We start from the raw sequence: 16948 nt of genomic DNA on the forward strand, positions 1-16948 counted from the left end.
TCTTGCTGAATCCCCCCGGGCGTTTCAACATCAACCTGAGTAACCGGACAGAAATGCGTTCAGATTTTCACCCAGTTCATCGCAAAGATAGCCCCCCTCCTGCACGATGACGGTCGGAACGGCGAACTCATTCAGCTTCTCCGCAATTCTGGTGAAGCCCGGCGTTGATACCGCCAGCCCGCCAAACGGATCACCTTCGAAAGCGTCGAGGCCCAGCGCGATCACGACCGCGCCCGGCGCAAAGGCCTGGACATGTTCAAGCCCGCTTTCCAGCCCCTTCATGAACCCGTCATCCCCGGTTCCGCGCGGTAGGGGAATATTGAGGTTATAACCAAATCCGGCGCCCTCGCCGCGTTCATGCGCGTGGCCCCAGAAGAACGGATAGAACCGCGCGGGATCCGCGTGGATGGAAAGCGTGAAGACGTCACTGCGTTCATAGAAGATGCCCTGCGTACCGTTTCCATGGTGCAGATCCACATCGATGATCGCCACGCGGTCATGTTGCTTTCGCAGGTATTGCGCCGCGATTGCGCTGTTGTTGAGATAGCAAAACCCACCCGCCAAATCGCTGAAACAGTGATGCCCGGGCGGGCGGCACATCGCATAGGCGACATCGTCGCCTTCGCTCACGGCCTGCGCTGCAGAAACAGCGCAGTTCGCAGACCAGCGCGACGCTTCCCAGGTGTGCTCTCCGATAGGACAGGACATATCCGCGATGTGGTATCCCGCTTGCGCCACGGCGGACAACGGATAGCTCGCCGTGCGGCGGTCGGGATGTATGTTCGGGAAAATCTCTGGCGCCGCATCCGGAATACGTTGCCAGCGCGGGTAAACCGTCGACAGAAACTTCAGATAGGCCGGAGCGTGGACCGCCGCAATCGGACCCAGGCCATGATCCTCGGGGGCCAGAATGTCATGCCCGCCTGTCGCGACCCCATCCAGAAACCGTTCCAGCCGTTCAGGTTTTTCCGGATTGGGCTGCATGAGGCCATTCACCAGAAATCCCGAAGGAAAATGTTGGCGCTGTTTTTCCTGATCAACAAAGACTTTCATGCCATCCCCCTAAAACGCGACCTGATCCGCGCCTTTTAGCCCCAGTGTTTCGCGTACATCCGTGGGTGATGCGACATCGAAACCCAATTCTTCGACAATGCGTCGAATTTTCTGCACCTGCAGCGCATTGCTTGTGGCCAGTTCCCCTTTCGCGATCATCAGGTTGTCTTCCAGCCCGACGCGCACGTTCCCTCCCAGCACCACGCTCATTGTCCCCAAAGGCATCTGCTGGCGCCCGGCAGCGAGAACGGAAAACTGGTACTGATCGCCCAGCAAACGGTCCGCGGTTGATTTCATGTGCATCAAGCTCTCGGGGCTGGCATCCATGCCGCCAAAGACACCCATGACAAACTGAAGGAAGACGGGTGCCTTGATCCGTTTTTTCCGAAGATAGTAGGCGACGGTCTGGATGTGACCAACGTCGTAGCACTCCAGCTCGAACCGAGTTCCGCACCCATCCCCCATCAGCGTGAAAAGACGCTCGATATCATGAAACGTGTTCTTGAAAACATTGTCGCGAGAGTTTTCCAGAAATGGCTCTTCCCAGTCGTGTTGCCAGTCCGAGAAACGTTCGCGCATCGGGAAAAGACCGAAATTCATCGACCCCATGTTGAGCGAACACATCTCGGGCGACAGTTGCGACGGAGCGGACAGGCGCTCTTCGATCGTCATCTGCGAACTACCACCTGTCGTGATGTTGATTACCGCATCTGTAGCCTGTTTGATGCGCGGCAAAAACTGCCGGAATACGCCGATATCCGCGCTCGGCTTTCCGGTTTCCGGGTCGCGCGCGTGAAGGTGCAACACCGAGGCCCCTGCTTCGGCTGCCCCGATAGCCGCAGTCGCGATCTCATCCGGTGTCACCGGCAGATACGGGCTCATGCTGGGGGTATGGATCGATCCCGTGACCGCACAGGTTATGATGATTTTTCTTGTCATATTCAGCTCTCCAGCCCGGCTTCCCGCGCAAATACGGAAAGGCTGTCATCCAGAATGTTCAGAATGCCGCCAACCTGATCTTCGGTTACGATCATCGGCGGGCAGATCAGGAAATGATCCCCTTCCAGCCCGCCCCTGGTCCGGCGGGAATAGGTGATCAGACCCCGGTCGTAGCAGATGTCCACAAACCGGGAATACGCATCCAGTTGCTTGGGAAGCGGCGCCATGCTGTTGCGATCCGAAACCATTTCAAACGCCATCAGCAAACCTTTGCCCCGCACATCGCCGATGAAGGAGTAGCGCCCCATCAACTCATGCAGCCCGGCCATCAGAACACCACCCATCCGGGTCGCGTTCTCAAGCAGATTCAGGCGTTCGATTTCACCCAGCACGGCCAGACCCGCGGCGCAGGCCAGCGGGTTGCCTGCATAGGTGTGACCATGCGCAAAACCGCCAGCGGCCAGGACGGCGTCCACCATCCGTTCGTCGGCAATCATCGCGCCTAGCGGCGCATAACCGGCGGCAAAGCCCTTGGACACAGCGGCCAGGTCCGGACGAACATCCCAATGTTCGGACGCCATGAATTTGCCCGTCCGGCCAACGCCGGACATGACTTCGTCCATGATCAGAAGGATACCGAATTCGTCGCAGATTTCCCGGATGCGGCGATAATAGCTGTCCGGCGCAACCAACGCTCCGGTCGACGCGCCACCCACCGGTTCCATGATAAAGGCCAGCACGGTCTCAGGACCCTGAGCGATGATCTCATCCCTCAGCATCTCGGCGTATTTCAAACCGCGCGCGTCATCGGACAGGTTGTCATTGTCCAGATAGCAACGCGGTGCCGGGATCTTTGGCATGTCCTGAAACATTGGCCGAAACACATCTACCAAGGGCCCGTACCCGGTCAGTGCAAGCGCACCCAAGGTGCTTCCGTGGTAGGAAGGGAACCGCGAAATAACTTTCCAGCGGTCCTGCTGCCCGGTGGCGACCGCCCATTGGCGCGCAAACTTCACGCAGGATTCAACCGCTTCTGAGCCACCCGACACAAAGAAGACCCGGTTCAGACCGTCCGGCATGCGCGCGGCGATGGCCGACGCTAGGTCTTCGGCTGGGGCGTTTTCGAAATGGAGCCTGTAAGCGAACGTGGCGCTGTCCATTTGCGCCTTCATCGCAGCCAGAACGTTCGGGTTCGAATGTCCGATATTGCTGACCATCGCACCGGATGAGCCATCAATATACCGCCGGCCTTCTGTATCCCAAAAATAGATCCCTTCGGCACGGTCGACCTGAGGCCGCCGGAGACGGGATTGATAGAACAAATTCGATTTCTGCACTGACAGGCCTCCGAGAATCCCTGAACGCATCAGGGCGACAAGAAGATGTTGCGCGCAGATCTGTCATAGACCAAATAGATAATATGAATAGCCATCATAGATCTGGTTAATGCTATGAAAGAAACCAAGGCGGAAAGACTGGCGCGGGAACTGGACTGGAACCTGCTGCGCACCTTCATGTTCATCGTCCAGGAAGGCAGCCTGACCAGCGCAGCCAACCGTCTGAGATTGCGCCAGCCGACGATAAGCCAGGCCTTGCAGCGGCTTGAAGCACGTACCGGCACCAAGCTGATCGAGCGCAGTCCGTCAAGCTTTCGGGTCACGCCGGCCGGTGAAACCCTGTATCAGGAATGTGTTGAAGTGTTCGGAACCATCACGCGCGCCGTGCAGACGGCCCAAACCACACGGGATCATCTGACCGGTCAGGTCTCCATCGCCACAACCAGCCGAATTGAAAGCCCTTTCTACGACAGGGTTCTGTCTGATTTTCACGAACAGAATCCCAACGTGACATTTGAAATCAACGTCATGTCCAGCGCAAACGTCCAGCGCAGTGTTCTGGAGAAGAACGCGGCCGTGGGCTTTTGCCTGGCCCACGAAATTCACCCCAGACTGAATCACGAGATCATGTATAGATCTTTCTTCAGCTTCTTTTGCGGCCCGACGCATCCTCTTTTTGGGCAAGCGGATTTGAAGCTGAGCGACCTGAGAGAGTATTCGTCCGTTTCCTTCAAAACCGACCAGTTGTGGGACGCCCTAAGGCCGGTGGCCCTTTTGCGGGCGCAGCAGGCGCTGGACAAGAAGGTTATCGGATACACGTCCAACCTGGACGAGGCCTTGCGGATGATCATTGCCGGGCTGGGGTTTGGCCCCCTGCCCGTCCACTTCGCCAGCCAATACGTGGCGCAAGGCAAACTCTGGCGACTGCCGCCTTACACCAACGAACCGGTGATCGATTTTTTCATGGTCCACCACAGTAACGCGCGTTTGAACCCCGCAGAATTCGCCTTTCTTGAGATGTTGAAGGCCAGAATATCCAGTACTCCGCTAAGCAAACGCACATACTCTGACTGACATGCCGACACCGCGACACAGGGTATCGTTCGGCTCGGATGTTTTCAAATGATACAGTTGTCGCGAAATATTGCACGAACGTGAAAATCATCCTAGCATCGCGCTCAGGCTGTTGGGTTCGGGCCACTATCAATACACCCGGAAACATCAACGTGAGCAACCTCCTGTTCTGAGCACTTGTAGTATGAGCGATTATCAGCAAATCGGCGAACGCCTGAGGGACCTTTACCCCGACCTTCCCCGCGTTCTGAAAATCGTCGCGACCTATATGCTTGAGCATCCGGGCGACATCGCGACACTGTCCATGCGCCGTGTGGCAACAAATGCGGGCGTTTCCCTGCCGAATTTTTCCCGCATGGCAAAAATTCTGGGGTACGAGACCTATAGCGAGCTGCGTGACGTCTATCGCAAACAGGTGCAGCAGCACGACATCAAGGATTATCACCTGCGCGCCGTAACCATGAGCGACTCGGAAGACAGCCGCAGCAACATCAGGTTCTGGGAGCAGTTGCGCGACGCAGCGCTGACCAACGTATCTTCTCTGTTCGAAGCCAACGACCCGGAACACATCGCCGAGATCGCCCGCATGTTAAGCAAAAGCAGACATGTCTATCTGGTGGGAATGCAGGCTTCGCAAACCCACGCGTCTTACCTGCACTATCTGGCGGGAATGACCAGCGGCAAGTTCCGCCTGCTTCAGGCCGCTGGCGGTGTTCTGGCCGACTCAATCACCGATATCTCGGAAAAGGACACCGTGATAACAATCAGCCTGCAACCTTGCGCCAACGCGGCCATTCAGGTGTCCGAATTTGCACAGGAACGAAAGGCGAAGGTAATCGCGATCACCGACAGTCCCGCGTCGCCTATTGCGATCATGGCAGATCACACACTGCTGGCTCAGGATCAGGCCCCGTTTTTCTTTGGCTCCTTTGCCGGCGTAACGGTGCTGATCGAGGCACTGATCGGGTTCTTCACGATCGAGGAACGGGCCAGCGCAACAGACAGAATCAAACAGATTGAAGCGGATCGCATCAGGCTGGGCGAGTATTGGAAGGACAAGGAAGTCTGACAATGTCGAAGGAAGAAACACTGGCAATTCTGGCGTGTCAGATCCGCATTCCACAAACGAACTCGGCGCAGGAACGCGACGATCATCTGGCGCAGTCCACGCAAAGAGTATCCGAGGAACTGGCCGCCCGGCCTGCGGACCTGGTGGTCTTGCCCGAATTGTCGAGCATAGATTATTCCCGCGCGGCGTTTTCGCGTCTGGACGATATTGCCGAACCCCTGGACGGTGCTTCATTCCGCGCTTGGCGTGATGTGGCGCTAAAGTTCGGCGTTTTCGTTTCCTACAGCTTCGCGCGCAGAGGGACAGACGGCAACTATATCTCGATTGCGGTTGTGGGACCGGACGGCAATCTTGTCGGGCATTATGACAAACTACATCTGGCCCAATACGGCGCCTCGATGGAGAAAGAGTATTTTGAGCGCGGCGCGCATCTGCTGACTTACGAAGCCCGTGGGTTCAGGATCGCCCCTATCATTTGCTACGACATCCGCATTCCCGAGCTATGCCGCACCCTGGCCGTCGACAAGGGTGTTGATCTGATCACCCATTGCGGCGCCTATTTCCGGGACGAATCCTTCCCCACCTGGCACGCCTTCGCGACCACCCGAGCGATGGAGAACCAAATTTTCCTGATGTCACTCAACCGCGCCGGTGAGCAGTATGGAAATTCGCTGTTGTGCTGGCCCTGGATGGACGAAAACAAGGGCCCCGTCGCGTTTCCACAGCATGAAGAAGCCTTGAAACACATCGTTTTGGAACGATCCGTTCTGAATCAGGCCCGCACCGATTATTCTTTCCTGAGGGACCGGCTGGAAGACTATGATCGTCTTCCGACCCTGACCTAACAAACCTCGCAATACGCAAACGATTGGCTCAGGACCGCTCGGGAAATTTCCGGAATGGTGGTGAACTGTACGCTTGTTCACAAAATTTAACGAATGATAAAATTCGTTAGACTAATTTTTCAAATTTAATATTCTGAGTAAAATTGGCTTTGAATCAGAATCACAGGAAAGCGAAATGACTGTCCCAGGCCACGCTTCAGTAATTGTTATCGGCGGCGGAATTATGGGGTGCTCGACCCTGTACCACCTGGCAAAAATGGGGGTCGGCGATGCGATCCTGCTGGAACGCAACAAGCTGACCAGCGGTACGACGTGGCACTCTGCTGCACAGGTACGCGCACTTCGCCATTCGCAGAACCTGACCCGTATGATCCAGTATTCGGTCGATCTTTATTCCCGGCTTGAACAGGAAACGGGCCAGAATGTTGGCTGGATCCAGAAAGGCAGCCTGTCCATCGCCACCTCGGACGGGCGCCTGACGCATATCCGACGGCAAGAGGCGCTGGCCAGAGCGTATGGGGTCACTGCGCAATCCATCAGCGCAGGCGAGGCCAAGGAACGCTGGCCGCTGATGAATGCCGAAGATGTCATCGGCGCTGTCTGGTCGCCGGACGACGGCCGAGTCAGCCCTTCGGACGTGTGCGCCGCACTGATCAAGGCTGCGAAAGGTTTGGGCGCAAGGATTTTCGAGGATACCGGGGTCACTGGCATCCTGACTGAAAATGGCCGCATCAAGGGCGTTGAAACAACGGCGGGTACGATCACATGCGATGCCATTGCGTTGTGCACCGGGCTTTGGTCTCGCGAAGTGGGCGCCCTGGCCGGCTCCGCCGTGCCTGCGCTTGCCTGTGAACATTTCTACCTGCTGACCAAGCCAATCGACGGAATTGTCGGAAATACTCCAACGCTCAGCGACCACGACAGCCATCTGTACATCCGCGACGATTCAGGCGGCTTGCTGGTGGGTTGCTTTGAACCCATGGGCAAACCGGTGAAACCCGGCATTCTGGATCAAAACTTTGAATTCAGCCTACTGCCCGAGGACTGGGACCATTTCGAGCCGATGATGATGAACGCGCTGCACCGGTTACCGGCGCTTGAGACGGCCGAGGTCAAAATGCTGCTCAACGGGCCCGAGAGCTTTACCCCGGACGGCATGTTCATGCTGGGCGAGACGGCGGAGACACGCGGGCTGTATCTGGGCTGTGGTCTGAACTCGGTCGGGATTGCTTCGGGTGGCGGCGCCGGGATGAACCTGGCCCATTGTATCGTTCATGGGCACACGGCGTATGATCTGGGCGAAGCGGATGCCAAACGTTTTGCGCCTGTGTTCAACTCGCTGGATCATCTGATGGCCCGGGCGCCGGAAATTCTGGGAACCCACTACGAAATCGCATATCCCGGCCGTCAGCTCACAACCGCGCGGAACCTGCGTGCCCTGCCACTGGAGGCGGAATACAAAGCAGCGGGCGCGCATTTTGGCCAGTTTTATGGCTGGGAGCGCCCGCTCTACTTCGGAAAAACCGCTGAGCCCGCAATGAGTTTCGGCAAACCCGACTGGTTCGAAAACGTGGCGAATGAAGTCAAAGCCGCGCACGAGCAAGCGGCTGTCTTCGATGCGTCATCCTTCGGCAAGATCGAGGTTGAAGGCCCGGATGCCGAGGCGTTCCTGCAACATACATGCGCGTCCAACATGGCCAAGCCGCCGGGCAGTGCCGTCTATACCGCAGTACTGAATCAACGCGGCACCTATGAAAGCGACATTACCGCCCATCGGATTGCCGATAACCACTATCGCCTGTTCGTCGGCACCAATGCGATCAAACGGGACCTCGCCTGGTTCCGCCGCCACTCGGAAGGGTTTGATGTGACCCTGACCGACAGCACCGAGGACTACGCCGTTCTGGGCCTGATGGGTCCTGACGCCGCACGGATCATCACCGAGGCCGGTGCGCCCGAACTGACCAGACTGGGCTATTTCAAGGTCGGTCCCGCGCACATTGCCGGATGCCATGTTCGAGCCGTGCGCATGTCATACGTCGGGGAACCGGGCTGGGAAATCACCATGCGCGCCGAAAACGCCCCCGCGGTTTATGCAGTGCTGACGGCAGCGGGCGCAAAACCGGCGGGCCTGTACGCCCAGACCGCCATGCGGATCGAAAAAGGATTTGCCGCCATGGGTCATGAACTGGACAGCGACACGTCCCCTGTCGAGGCCGGGCTGGACAGTTTGGTGTCGAAGAAGAAGCCCTTTATCGGTTCCGAAGCGCTGGCACAGCGCCGCGAAACGAGTTCACGCCATTTGGTCACGGTGATCATCGACGACGAGACGGCGGTGCCACTGGGACATGAGCCCATCTATGCCGGAGACGAGATTGTGGGTCATACGACATCCGCCGCTTTTGGCTATCGTATCGGCAAGCCGGTTGCACTCGCCCATGTCAAACTGAAAGACGCTGATGGCGTCAGGGTCCATCTGAATATAGCCGGCAGCCGGTTTGCGGCGAAACTTCAATATGCGTGTGCGTTTGATCCGGAAGGCGCACGGATGCGCAGCTAAGACGCCACCGCGCCGCGGTAAAAAACCCGGCGCGGTGGAACCGAAACATGTAAAACGTCGCCAAGTTCCGAATTCACTGGTATCCGGGTAGGCAAGCCGGTCGCAGAAAGGGTGACGTCCGAAAATGCCAGTTGAAATCATCGAAAACACATGGATACCACTAGCGGACGGGCGAAAGCTTGCCGCAAGGATCTGGTTGCCGGAAACAGGGCCTTCCCCTGCGATTCTGGAGTACCTTCCATACCGAAAGCGTGATGGGACTGCGCCGCGGGATGAAACAACCCATCCTGTGTTTGCCAAGGCCGGGTATGCCTGCATCCGGGTCGACATCGCCGGAACCGGCGACAGCGACGGCCAGTTCGACGATGAATACTCCGAGCAGGAACTCAGCGACGGCGAAGCCGTTCTGAACTGGATCGCAGCACAGGACTGGTGCGACGGAAACGTCGGCATGATCGGAATTTCCTGGGGCGGGTTCAACGGATTGCAACTGGCTTTCCGCCGTCCTGCCGCGTTGAAAGCGGTCGTCAGTGTCGCCTCGACAGTCGATCGTTACGCCGACGACATTCACTTCATGGGCGGGTGCCTGCTCAGCGACAACGTCAACTGGGGGTGCCAGATGTTTGCCTACCTGACGCGCCCGGCTGATCCCGCTTTGCGACCTGATTGGCGCGAGGACTGGCTGAAACGGCTTGAAAACGTGCCATTTTCAGCCGCCGACTGGCTGCGCCATCCCACCCGAGATGGGTTTTGGAAACATGGCTCGGTCTGTGAAGACTGGTCAGCCATTCAGGCCCCCGTTTTGGCAATCACCGGCTGGGCGGACGCCTATGTCAACGCACCACCCACGCTGGCCGCCAATCTTGAAGTACCCGCAAAGGCTATAATCGGGCCCTGGGAACACCGCTATCCGCATATTGCCAAACTGGATGCCGGGGACTTCCACTCGGAAGTCATCAGGTGGTTCGACCGATGGCTGAAAGGGCAACAGAACGGGGCCGAGGATTTGCCCGCCTATCGGACGTATATGCAGCAACATTTCAATCCGACCAAGGAAAACAAGCCAAGACAGGGGCACTGGATCGCCGAAAGCCAATGGCCCTCACCCAATGTAGGTACCCAGCGCTGGCACCTGCGACCGGGTGGATTCGCGGGCGCTCCTTTCGCCGAAAAGGTAACGGTGGCCTGCCCCTCGCATATCGGACAGGCAAGCGGGTATTTCTGTCCGGGCATGCGGATAGATAACGAGTTGTCCGAGGATCAATCTCAGGATGATGCACTGTCACTTTGCTTCGACAGCACAGCAATGCAAAAACCGCTGGACCTGTTGGGGCGCGCCCGGCTGAAACTGTCCTTCACCGCGGACAAGCCGGTGGCGCAACTGGTCGCGCGTCTGTGTGACGTTGCCCCCGACGGAACGTCGCAGCGGATTACCTACCGCGCTCTGAACCTGACGCATTGCAACAGCCATGAGACACCAGAAGTATTGGTGCCCGGAAAGGTCTATGAAGCGGAAATCGTATTGAACGAATGCGCCCACCGCCTACTTCCGGGACACATCCTGCGTCTGGCGCTGTCCACCTCATATTGGCCAATAGTCTGGCCTGCACCCAACGCTGCACAAGTGACGCTGCTGCTGGAACACTCAGCCCTGCTGTTGCCCGTGCGGGACGTACACGAGGAAATCGCACCATCAAATCCCGGGCCGGTTCAGGATTATCCGACACTTCAGGCCAGTCAACTGCGGCCACCTTCTGGACGTTCGGAGCGCTCGGTGGAAGACGACGGAACCGTGGTCCTTACGACATTTGACGATTACGGCAAGGCCACCGATCCTTATCATGGCATGACAGTTGGCAGCCATGTGGCCATGCGTTACGCGATCCACCCGGACGATCCGACAACGGCACAGTACAAAGCCAACTGGTCATTTACGTTCGCACGAGGCGATTGGCAGGTTGAGATACATACGGAAGGCCAAATGACCGGTGATGAGCAGAATTTTTACTTGGAAAGAAAACTGCGCGCGACCGAAGGCTCCGAAAAATCCGAAGTCCTGACAAAGGAATGGCGCGAGACAATCCCGCGTGGACTTCTTTGACAATACTGGTCACGGCAAGGCGACGGCCGCGGAACCTCGCCGGTCCTTCTGCAGGGTCTGCTTCAAAAGACTGCACCCTATGGCAACAACAAGACCGGTTCTGACACCGTTTGCATGCAGAAAGTACCGGACACGTGACGCGCCACGTGTCCGGCATACAAATCTCAGGTTTTCAGGATCAAGCCCTGACCTGTCGGCAGAGACAAAATGTGAAAGTTCATCTCCCGGCTCAGCTCATCCATCGCCTGTTTCTGCAGTTCGAACCCTTTCTGAGCATAGTCATCCAGAAGCACAATTCCACCGGGCACGATTCTGTCCCAAACGAACCGCAAGGCGTCTATTTCCGGTGCAGGGTTATTCAGGTCGATATGAACAAACGCCAGTTGTTCGCTCGTCAACTGATCCAGCGTGTCAGGAATAAAGCCAACCACAATCTTGGTGTTTTTGAATTCCGCAAAATTCGCGCGAACTTCATCGGCACTGATCGCATAGAAGCCATTAGACAACGCGGCGGTGTTGTATTCGGACAGGTGTTCTTTGCCTTCTTCCGCGCCTTCAATATGTTCGGGCTTCATCCCGGCAAATGAGTCGAAGAGGAAGATGGTTTTGTTCTGGTTGTTCCAATCCAGATCAAGCATGGCGCCAGATGCCAACATGCCGTAATTCACTCCGAACTCGGCAAAATCGCCCGGAAGCGCCATGGCGGTTCGCATGCACCACAGACCGACATGGAACCGCCAATACCAGTGATGGTCGATGCCGCGGGCGGCTTTCGAACCCCGTTCATACGCTTTTTTGAAGGCGGGATCCTGCATGAAATCAGAGCTGTGAATGGTGCTGAGCCCGTCAAAATCAAACACACCCTTTAGTTCGGATGGACGACGTTTTTCCTGATAGCCATAGTTGACGAAATGGGTCCAGGGATCCTGACCGCTTGCGCCAATTTCCGGGTAGGCTTTCACGTAATACTCGGGGTCGAACCAATCAGGATGGGCTGGTGCGGCGGATGGCTTAAGGCCTTCCCGATATCCGTGCTTCAGGTAGTGAGACCACGGGTCCATTCCCTTCTCACGGACGGCCGGATTGGCACTCAGGTAGAACTCGGGATCAAACCAGTCAGGATGGGTTGGCGCGCCCGACGGTTTAAGTCCTTCCTGATAGCCGTGCTTCAAGTAATGAGACCACGGATCTATGCCTTTCTCGCGAATCTGAGGGTTGCTGTTCAGGTAGTATTCGGGGTCGAACCAGTCGGGATGCGTCAAGTTGCCGTTCACTTATCGTTTCTCGTGTGAGTGGGTGGATATCTCAGATAGGATGTTATTCCTACAAACTTCTCCGGTTTTTTCCATAGGCGGAGTTCGGGACCATCTCCAAAACGGCATAACAACTGCTACTTTGTGATCCGGCCGCTTCGCTAAGCGATCTGTTCCGCCTTGTCGGCGAGAATGCTGGCCTTTCCGCCGTAAACTTCAAAGATTGTTGCCATGACAATCTGGTGATCAAAGACCCGCATCAGTTAGACGCCTTGAGTGTTTCATGCAGGTGCCAGCCCGGTATTTCCCAGTCGACAAACTCAAAGATGAGATAGTCAGGCTGAAACGCCTCGACTGCGTTTCTATCGTAGGCGCCGTGCGCATGATGCGACCACCGTACTTCACTGAAAACTGCGCCCAGGAAAGGTCGAAAGAACCCAAACGTGAAGCTGTCCCCGATAATCTGCAGTTTGGGTTTGCCCGAACTACCGTCATCGAATTTGACAATGTAGGAATTCATCGACACGTGGTCTTCGAAGTCCTCAACGCTTTGTTCTTCGACGGCCCGCAACATGGTCATGTCCAATTCGGGAATTGCCTCACTATCAGCGGCTTCGCTGAGCCCCATAAACTGGTCGAGAACACCGAAATACGTGCCTTCATTGTAGCCGATCAACAGAGCCTGCGGGGGTGGAAGATTTTCGGCCAGGCCCAGTCGGCTCATCGCGTCATAGAAGACGACATAGGCACCGAAACTGTTCCAGTGGGTATCCCGTTTGTAATAAAGAGGCGTTTCGTCAAGATCATAGTCCTGATAAACGACATAGGGATCCGTCAGGGGTATGTTCTGGTCTGCCAAATTCTTGATGATGGCCCGTTGTTCAGATTTCTCGAACTCGTCTGTTTGCGCCCAGGACGGCATATACTTGTTGTAGACAGCGTGCTTGGTCGGAACCGGAATAGCCAGAAATTCGGCCCCAACCTTGTCTGCCAGGTCCTGCGCCTCGAGCACATAGTTTGTGATACTGGTGACGCGCCAAGGCAAGAATTCCAACCCGCTTGTTCGTTCAATGACCGACGGCGCGTTGTAGTACATCCAGCCTTCCCGCCCCACGATGACCTTCGCGTTGCCCTGGCGGTTCACTTTTTTATCCAAGGACTTCTTGGCCAAAATCATCTGATTGCGAAGGCCGATATTGTCCGAGACAAAATCATCGACCCCTGCAAAAAAGTCGTCCAGTCCGGACAGAGAATCCGGGAACGCAGGAAACTCAGTTTGTGCGCGGTTTTCAAGATTGAGATCACTGCTGAAAAACCCGGCCAGGACGGGTATGAGCAGGCATATGAGCAGTATTTTGTCCATGTCAGAACCGGAAATACAGGAATGGGCTATACGTGCTGTTGGCCACGAACATCAAACATACCAACAGCAGGAAAGTGAACCACATATTAGAGAGCCAGCCAATTCTGTTGGGGCGTTTCCAGATGCGGTCGCGAACCGGCCGTGGAACCAAGCCGAAGAAAAGACCAATCGCGAAGATCGCCATGACTTCATTGCTGACCGTCAGAAAGAACTCGGGGGATATCACGCCATCCCCCGAGGCGCCGAACATGTGGCCAAGGTAGTCAACCGCGTCACCCAACGTCTCGGCCCGGAAGAACACCCAACCGATCAGCACCACGAGCAACGTGTAGACTCGTGCAAAAACAATCTGACGGGGTTTGCCAAAGAACCGCTCAAGCGTCAGAAAACTACCGTGCCACAGGCCCCAGATGACAAAGTTCCACGCGGCACCATGCCAGATACCGGTCGCAAGAAAGACAATCAGCAGATTGATGACCGTGCGGACCTGACCGTGACGGTTTCCGCCCAGTGGAATGTACAGATAGTCGCGAAACCAGCTGGACAATGACATATGCCAACGCCGCCAGAACTCGGTCATGGACTTGGACACATATGGGTCGCGGAAGTTGGTTGGAAATTTGAACCCGAAAAACAGACCCAGTCCGATCGCCATGTTCGAATATCCGGCAAAATCGAAGAAGATCTGAAGGGCATAGGCCACAGCGCCCAGCCACGCTTCCCCCATGTCCAACGCTGGCCCGAGTGAAAAAGCGTGGTCTGCAATTGGTGCGACCTTATCTGCGATGATGACCTTTGACGCCAGGCCCAGGACGAAGAGCTTGGCCCCAACCGAGCGCCTGCTGCCGGTATCAAGCCGCTTTCCCATCTGCGTCACAACGGACCCAAAGCGCACAATTGGGCCGGCAATCAGCTGCGGGAAAAGAATGATATACAGCGCAGTGCGCAACAACGTCGGGGACTGGTATTTTTCTTCGTCGCTATGACGATACACGTCGACCAGTTGCGAGATTGCCTGGAACGTAAAGAACGATATGCCCAGCGGAAGGGCAATTGTCAGCTCGGGCAGGAAACCGACCCCGGCCGAGCGCAAGTTTTCGGCTACAAAGCCGTAGTATTTGAAGAACCCGAGCAGCGATAGCAGGGCCGCGATACACAGCGAAACTACCAGCCGCTTATGCTTTGTTCCCTTGATCTGATAGACCGTGCCAGCATGCGTGATCGCAATGGCCGTAAAGATGAGCGGAAGGTACTTCAGCTCTCCCCAGCTGTAAAAGATCACGGAACCGCACAGCAGAAGGATATTCCGCGTGTGGGCAGTTCTGGTCAGATAGCATCCTGCCAATATCAGCGGTAGGAACGCATACAAAAAGGTCGGGCTGCTGAATAACATCCGTCAGGCTGCTCACTTCTGGAATTGCGACAAGTCGCGATGCTTGTTCTTTTTCTGGCGTTTGATACCAAGCGCTGCACCGACCGATTTGAGCGCCGGCCTGCAAAACCTTTCGAACTGCCGCAATGTGCTGGGTGTTCGGCTGCGGTGAGTTTCACCATTGACGTAGGAAATCAGGTGCCCGTGCGGTGCGACGTGCTCCATCGGGAAATAGGAATACAGGCTGTCCATCTTGTATTCCATCAACGTCGTGCTCTGGGCGGCCACATAGTCCGGCCAGACGGTCGCCGACATGTAACCCCGGGCCTGTGCGACGTAGGTCATGGCCCGTTCCTGGCCGTGCGCCAACCCGCCATCCACATGATTGGGTTCCTGATTGTATTGCGAATACTGGTACTGATCGTCAAACATCGGCCGCAGGGCGTCCGGACGGAACCAATACACAGTGCCGTATGCGGCCAAAGGCGAATAGGGTTCTTCCGGGACCGAGCAGTTCAGGTCCTCCAGGATTTCAGCAAAAATCGGCCGGTTGTCGTACCAGGCGTGCCCCATCGACCGGTAACCGGTATGAATCATGGGCGCAAATGCCATGCCCACATGAGGGTGCGTGGCAAAGAAATCCAACAGATGAGACACGTATTCCCTGTTCGCCAGGACCGAGTCAAAAATGAAGTTTTTGAAGTATTTCCCGGTAGTTGGGTGCACTTGAGGTGACTTCTTGGAATGCAGGCGGCAAACCAGGTCATAGTCCTTTTCCATCACCACATCTTTGAGGTCGATATACAGCGAGGACATATCCCGTCCACGGTTTTCGCCCACGACACGCACATCTGCCTCAATTCCGGCCGCTGCGCATTTTTCTTCCAGGATCGCTTTCTTCTCGTCCGACGCGGTGGTGATATAGAAATCAAACGGGTGTGGAATATTGCTGACCCGGTCAAAAATCTCTTCAAATGCTTCGGTGTAGTAGAGATGCGCACAGGCCGCGATTTTGAGCGAAGGATCCCATTTTGGCGTTCCTTCGTATGATTTGCTGTCAAACGTAAATTGATAGGCCAGATTGGTGTGTAGCGACCGCAATGAAGTCGTCTTCAACAGAACCTGCCACATCAGGTTCGTCGGATAATCGCTGTTTTCTTCCAGATAGGGAATGATCCGGTCCAGGTTGATCTGATATGCATCCTGAAGCGCCGGCGAGCTGTAGAACGGGTGCAGCAGGATAAAGGGGCACCGCGCGTCTTCCAGCGTTTCTTTTATTTCCAGCAGAAGCGGATGGTCCGTCTCATAGTCTTCAGGTTTGATAAACGCACCGCCTTGGAAGCCGTGCTTGATCAGATAGGCCGCCAGATCCGGCGTGGTACCTGGTTTGTTGCCAGGCGAACCTTTCCTTGGCGTGTGTTTTTGCAGGAACTTATGAAACGGCTCCGATTGCAGCACGTTCTGCCCCAAAGTCAGAAAGATGCTAACGAGTTGCCGATCGTTTTCTGACAACGCTTCGTCTTTTCTGCTGGCGATTGACCAGAAGTCCAGATCGCTTTGCGCCGCCATGCTGGCCCGCATGGCTTCATAGGGGTAGACGGGACCGATCAGGTCACAATCCATAAGGGTCAATTCATCCAGCGCCTGAATCTGATCCAAACCCAATTGGCTGATGCAGCCCAGATACCCCCGGATGTGGTCCCGTGGTTGTTTGTCCAGAACAACGACCTCGTCGCTGCATGCATTCAGCTCGGCCAGGCCATCGGAATCGGGCGCTCCGTTGGTTACAACCCAGATACGATCGAAATCCGGTCGCAGAGACGCAAGGCAATGCGTGGCGTACCCAAGGACTTCACCCTTTTGAAGTTCCAGATTGTAGATTAACCCGCGCATCACCCCTGCTCCTTTTTTGCCCATATGCTGAAATGGTTGAGGCCGTCCCTGACGGAGACCTGTGGGGACCAGTTCAGCAGGCGGCGTGC

Annotated in this window: 12 protein-coding genes; 5 read left to right on the plus strand and 7 right to left on the minus strand. The window is 56.1% G+C overall.

Annotated elements, in window-relative coordinates:
• Positions 1–30 precede the first annotated feature (30 nt).
• The 3 genes from ACR0J2_RS20050 to ACR0J2_RS20060 are packed head-to-tail and all read right to left on the minus strand — an operon-like array spanning position 31 to position 3335.
• The gene (locus ACR0J2_RS20050; RefSeq protein WP_480813612.1) at positions 31–1053 is read right to left on the minus strand and encodes a histone deacetylase family protein; all 1023 of its coding nucleotides are present in this window, start codon (positions 1051–1053) and stop codon (positions 31–33) included.
• 9 nt (positions 1054–1062) lie between these two features.
• Positions 1063–1992, minus strand: a complete 930-nt coding sequence (gene kce, locus ACR0J2_RS20055; protein WP_480813613.1) for a 3,5-dioxohexanoate:acetyl-CoA acetone transferase — start codon at positions 1990–1992, stop codon at positions 1063–1065.
• A 2-nt stretch (positions 1993–1994) separates the two neighbouring features.
• Entirely contained in the window at positions 1995–3335 is a 1341-nt protein-coding gene (locus tag ACR0J2_RS20060) for an aminotransferase family protein (RefSeq protein ID WP_480813625.1), read from the minus strand.
• 108 nt (positions 3336–3443) lie between these two features.
• Between ACR0J2_RS20060 and ACR0J2_RS20065 the strand changes: the two genes are divergently transcribed.
• The 5 genes from ACR0J2_RS20065 to ACR0J2_RS20085 all read left to right on the plus strand — a co-directional run bounded on the left by ACR0J2_RS20065 (position 3444) and on the right by ACR0J2_RS20085 (position 10978).
• Positions 3444–4403 carry a LysR family transcriptional regulator gene (locus ACR0J2_RS20065; RefSeq protein WP_480813614.1) on the plus strand — a complete coding sequence of 320 codons (960 nt, stop codon included), beginning with the start codon at positions 3444–3446 and terminating at the stop codon, positions 4401–4403.
• Positions 4404–4587: 184 nt separating this feature from the next.
• Complete coding sequence (locus tag ACR0J2_RS20070; RefSeq protein ID WP_170611449.1) at positions 4588–5472, plus strand: MurR/RpiR family transcriptional regulator; 885 nt, start codon at positions 4588–4590, stop codon at positions 5470–5472.
• A gap of 2 nt (positions 5473–5474) precedes the next feature.
• On the plus strand, positions 5475–6317 hold the full coding sequence (locus ACR0J2_RS20075; RefSeq protein ID WP_480813615.1) for a carbon-nitrogen hydrolase family protein: 843 nt from the start codon (positions 5475–5477) through the stop codon (positions 6315–6317).
• 175 nt (positions 6318–6492) lie between these two features.
• Positions 6493–8877 (plus strand): GcvT family protein, encoded by a 2385-nt coding sequence (locus ACR0J2_RS20080; protein ID WP_480813616.1) that lies wholly within the window; start codon positions 6493–6495, stop codon positions 8875–8877.
• A gap of 124 nt (positions 8878–9001) precedes the next feature.
• Complete coding sequence (locus ACR0J2_RS20085; protein WP_480813617.1) at positions 9002–10978, plus strand: CocE/NonD family hydrolase; 1977 nt, start codon at positions 9002–9004, stop codon at positions 10976–10978.
• 164 nt (positions 10979–11142) lie between these two features.
• Here the strand turns inward: ACR0J2_RS20085 and ACR0J2_RS20090 are convergent, their stop codons facing one another.
• The 4 genes from ACR0J2_RS20090 to ACR0J2_RS20105 form a co-directional block, all read right to left on the minus strand.
• Positions 11143–12252 carry a TylF/MycF/NovP-related O-methyltransferase gene (locus tag ACR0J2_RS20090; RefSeq protein ID WP_480813618.1) on the minus strand — a complete coding sequence of 370 codons (1110 nt, stop codon included), beginning with the start codon at positions 12250–12252 and terminating at the stop codon, positions 11143–11145.
• 238 nt (positions 12253–12490) lie between these two features.
• Positions 12491–13594, minus strand: a complete 1104-nt coding sequence (locus ACR0J2_RS20095) for an alginate O-acetyltransferase AlgX-related protein (RefSeq protein ID WP_480813619.1) — start codon at positions 13592–13594, stop codon at positions 12491–12493.
• A gap of 1 nt (position 13595) precedes the next feature.
• A complete protein-coding gene (locus ACR0J2_RS20100; RefSeq protein ID WP_480813620.1) occupies positions 13596–14987 on the minus strand; it encodes an MBOAT family O-acyltransferase in 1392 nt (463 codons plus the stop codon).
• 12 nt (positions 14988–14999) lie between these two features.
• A complete protein-coding gene (locus ACR0J2_RS20105; RefSeq protein WP_480813621.1) occupies positions 15000–16859 on the minus strand; it encodes a rhamnan synthesis F family protein in 1860 nt (619 codons plus the stop codon).
• Positions 16860–16948 lie beyond the last annotated feature (89 nt).

The organism is Ruegeria sp. CG4, assembly GCF_056537185.1.